General features: G+C 73.7%; 3 protein-coding genes. All 3 read right to left on the reverse strand.

The window, feature by feature from the left end:
• Window positions 1–1632 (reverse strand): CoA transferase (locus MJ785_RS20000; protein ID WP_239382255.1); only part of this gene is annotated, 1632 nt, incomplete at its 3' end.
• Between the two features lie 239 nt (window positions 1633–1871).
• A complete protein-coding gene (locus MJ785_RS20005) occupies window positions 1872–3065 on the reverse strand; it encodes an MFS transporter (RefSeq protein ID WP_239313300.1) in 1194 nt (397 codons plus the stop codon).
• Window positions 3066–3164: 99 nt separating this feature from the next.
• Window positions 3165–3743 (reverse strand): sigma-70 family RNA polymerase sigma factor, encoded by a 579-nt coding sequence (locus MJ785_RS22060; protein WP_305039437.1) that lies wholly within the window; start codon window positions 3741–3743, stop codon window positions 3165–3167.
• Between the last annotated feature and the right edge of the window lie 220 nt (window positions 3744–3963).

A 3963-nucleotide genomic window follows, 5' to 3' on the forward strand; every position in this document is an offset into this window, starting at 1 on the left:
CTGCCCGGCCGCCGCCCCCGGCAGCCGGCCGGGCGTCCCACCGGACTCGATCAACGGTGCCTGGAGTACGCCGGCCGCTGCCAGCAGATCACTGTCGACCCGCTGCCCCCGGCCGCCGCGGACCCGGGCCACCAGCCCGGCCAGCACCCCCTGTGCGCTGATGAGGCCGCCGAAGACATCGAGCAGGGTCATCAGGGAGCCGGCGGGCGGCTCGCCCGGGGCGCGCAGCTGCTCACCGAAGCCGGCGTACGCCTGGACCAGGAAGTCCGTACCGGGCGGCGAGCCGTCGACCGGCACATCCCCCCATCCGGAGGCGTAGGCGTAGACCAGGCCGGGATGGATCCCGGCGAAGTCGGCCGAGTCCAGTCCGAAGCCGGCGGCCTTGCCCGGGGCCCAGTTGTGTAGGAACACGTCGGCACCGGCCACGGCGTCCCGCACGGCCGCCCAGCCGCCGGATGAGCGCAGGTCGGCCTCGACGACACGCTTGTGCCGGTTGAGCGCCAGAAACCGGGCCGAGCAGCCGCCGACCGTCGGCGCCATCCCGCGCAGCGGGTCACCCCCGACGGGCTCTATCCGGATCACCTCGGCGCCGAGCTGGCCGAGGAGGTGCCCGGCCAGCGGTCCCTGGACACGCCGGCCGGCCTCGACGACGGTGAGCCCGGCCAGCGGCAGGGCCGCCGCGGCCGACAGCTCCGGGAGGCCCGGTGGTGCCTGGCCCGCCTCGGGGGGCACACCGAACGCGCGGATGGCCCACGGCGGACCGACCCGACCGGACGGGGCGAAGTCCGCCATCCGCTGGGTGTGGCCACGCAGCGGCAGGATAGCCAGCCCCGCCGCCGCGGCCGCGCTCCGGAGCTGGTCGTAGCCGCGTACCCGGGTCGCGGCGTGCAGATCGGCCGGCAGCGGGGCACTGGCGTTGGCGTACCGCAGGACGAACGCGCGCCAGCCGCGTGCGACAGGCCGCGGGTCCACGCCCAACGCCGACCACAGGCAACGCCACGGTTCCGGGTCCAGCGCCTCGATCTCAAACCAGACTCCGTCGGCCGAGACGAAAGGCGGCGGCACCCCCGCGGCCGGGCCGGGCCCGGCGCCATCGAATTCGGTGCCATCGAATTCGGTGCCATCGAGTTCGGCGTCATCGGGCTCGACGACGCTGCCGGCCGCCAGATACTGCGAGACCGTCACCAGCGCCGCGCCCGCCACGGACACCTCCACGGCCTCGACCGGCATGCCCCGCAGCCCGGCGAGCACCGCGGCGAGCACCCCCTGGACGGCGAGCACACCGGCCGCCGCGCTCACGTAGTCGAGCCGGAGCCGCCGCGGCCCGCCACGGGCGCGGCCGTGCACGGCCATCAGGCCGTACGCGGCCTGGGCGGTTCCCTCGTCCAGGCGGGTGCCGGTGGTGTCCGTCCAGTCGAGGGCGCAACGGATCGCGGGCAGCTGTGGACATGTGACCGTTATCGGTCCGGCGATCGTCGATCGCTCGGCCGGCTCGACGATCGCTCCCAACTGGCACAGGTGCCGTACGACGAGCCGCTCGGCGGGGCCGGCAGGCCTGCCACGCACCGTGATGCCCGCCAGCGGAGCCGGGACGGATCGCCGGTCCCGCGCCGCACCGTCACTACTCGACATCACGCCGGTATCACGCCGGCATCACACCGACGCTCCCCAGCGCATCCGCTGCCGTCAGGCCTGGTCACATGTCAGTAGTCGGATCCCGTGCGCACTGAGTTCCCGCGGTATGAAAGTGACTGGACATGAAAATCACGGGACATACGGCCCGCGGGCTGGCGAGGCCTGTCCTCGGGGCGCACGATCTCCTCGGCGGCGCTGTCCCCCTGGGCGCGCTGTGGGCGCGCGGCCGGGTCTGGTCACGACATGGCCGCGGGCCGGAGCTCGGCCTTCCCGGTGATGAACGACCCCGTGACGGCGGACGCGGCGAACACCAGCATCACCCACAGCCAGGCCCAGCCGTAACCGAACGAGTCCGCGAGCAGGCCGAACACCGTCGGCCCCAGCACGAAACCGCTGAAGAAGCCGAGCGAGACCAGCCCGGACGCGTGGCCGGTCGCCCCGCCGCGGCGCACCACGGCCAGCATCGACACGGCATTGGCACCGGTGGCCGTTCCCCCGATACCAGCCGCCCCCAGCCAGACCAGGGCTGGCCAGACGGGTGCGGCCAGCCACACGAGCGGCACGGACACGGCCGCCGCCGCGGACAGGGAACCAAGAAGCATGGTCGCCTCCGGCATCCGGTCCGCCCATCTCGTCCAGGTGATCCGTCCGAACAGCCCGGACAGTCCGAAAGCCGCGAGGGCCGCCCCGGACGCCCAGCCGCCCAGGCCGAGCCGCTGTGAGGCGTACAGCGGCAGGTAGGTGTTGACGGCCGCCAGGGCGGTGCCGAGCAGCGCCGAGTAGGCCATCAGCCAGGCCAGCCACGTCGACGGCCGCGACCAGCGCCACCAGGAGCCGCGCGCGGTGCCCGCTGGGCGCGCGGCGTGGCCCGCCGCCTGCTGCCCGGACACCGGCCGGCTGTCCGCGTCGACCGTCCGCCAGACCAGCGCCAGCAGGATGATCGGGACGATCGCGGCACACCGTAACGCGGCCCGCCAGCCGATCGTGTGCGCCACGGCCGGCAGCACCAGCCCGGCGGCGAACGCCGACAGCTGGACACCCGACTGTTTGAGCCCGATGGCCAGCGCCCGCCGTGCCGGCGGAACCGTTCGTGCCAGCAGCACGTTTGTGGCGGGATTCGCCAGCGCCTGCCCGATGCCGGCGAGCGCCAGGACGGCGAGGAGAGCGGCGTAGGAGCCGGCGAACGACGCACCGGCCAACGCGGCCGTGACCGTCGCGCTCAGGACGGCCAAGCCACGGCGTGCTCCGGTGACGTCCACGAGATGGCCGGCGACCAGGGACAGCACGGCTGCCACCGCGAACGTCGCCGTGACCAGCTCACCGACTCTCGTCCGGGACAGGCCGAGATCGTCGACCAGGGAGGGCGCGAGCGCGCTCACCGCGTACAGCGACAGCATCGACGAGGCCATTGCCGTGGTCGCGACTCCCACAGCGACCCACCAGCGCCTGCCGGCCATGGCCCACCCCCACCCCTGTTCCCGCGCCTGATGCTGTGTCAGTCGTCGGCGGGACGGTGAATAGTTCCCCGGTCAGCTGGTCGCTTCCAGCCATCGGGGCGGATCATTGCGATCATGAAAGGCGGCCACCAGGTCGATCCGCGCACGAGCGACCCGGGAGCGGATCGTACCGACGGGACAGCCGCACACCTGCGCGGCTTCCGCGTAGCTGAGCCCGAGCAGCTGGGTGGCGACAAACGCCTCACGCCGTTCCAGCGGCAGGCCACGCAGCAGCTGGCGGACGACGACCGCGTCCTCGAGCGACGACGCCCCGCCGCTGGAGGCCTCGGCCTCGGCCGCGTATGCGCTGGGGGCCACGCGCGGCCGGCGGACGGCGGCGCGGATGTGATCGACCACCACCCGGCGGGCGATCGCCAACAGCCATGTCCTGGCCGACGAACGCCCGGCGAAGGCGGGCAGGGCACGCACGGCCCGCAGGTACGTCTCCTGGCAGAGGTCCTCGGCGTCGTTCGCGTTGGTGAGATGGAGCAGGAACCGGTAGGTCTGCCGCTGGGTCGCCCGGATGAACGCGACCTGCGCCGCGGGGTCGCCGGCACCGGCCGCCAGCGCCCACGCTGTGATTGTGTCCTCATCGGGCTCGGCTGCTGGCACGTCCGGAAGATAACAGTGGTAGATGATCGTCAGTTTGGTTTGTCGATCCCGCTGGCGGGAGCGCGGGCATGGCGGCGAGCGCCGGGCTGTGCGGGCGCTCGCCGCGGACGCGGCGGAGGACGCGGCCGAGGAGGCGGTGAGGGCGGGAGCCAGGACAGCCGCGGGGCGGACCGTCGCGGGTGCAACGCGCCCTCGCCGCTCCTCGACCGTTAGAGCGCCC

The organism is Protofrankia sp. CiT1, assembly GCF_917627335.1.
Taxonomy (GTDB): domain Bacteria; phylum Actinomycetota; class Actinomycetes; order Frankiales; family Frankiaceae; genus Protofrankia.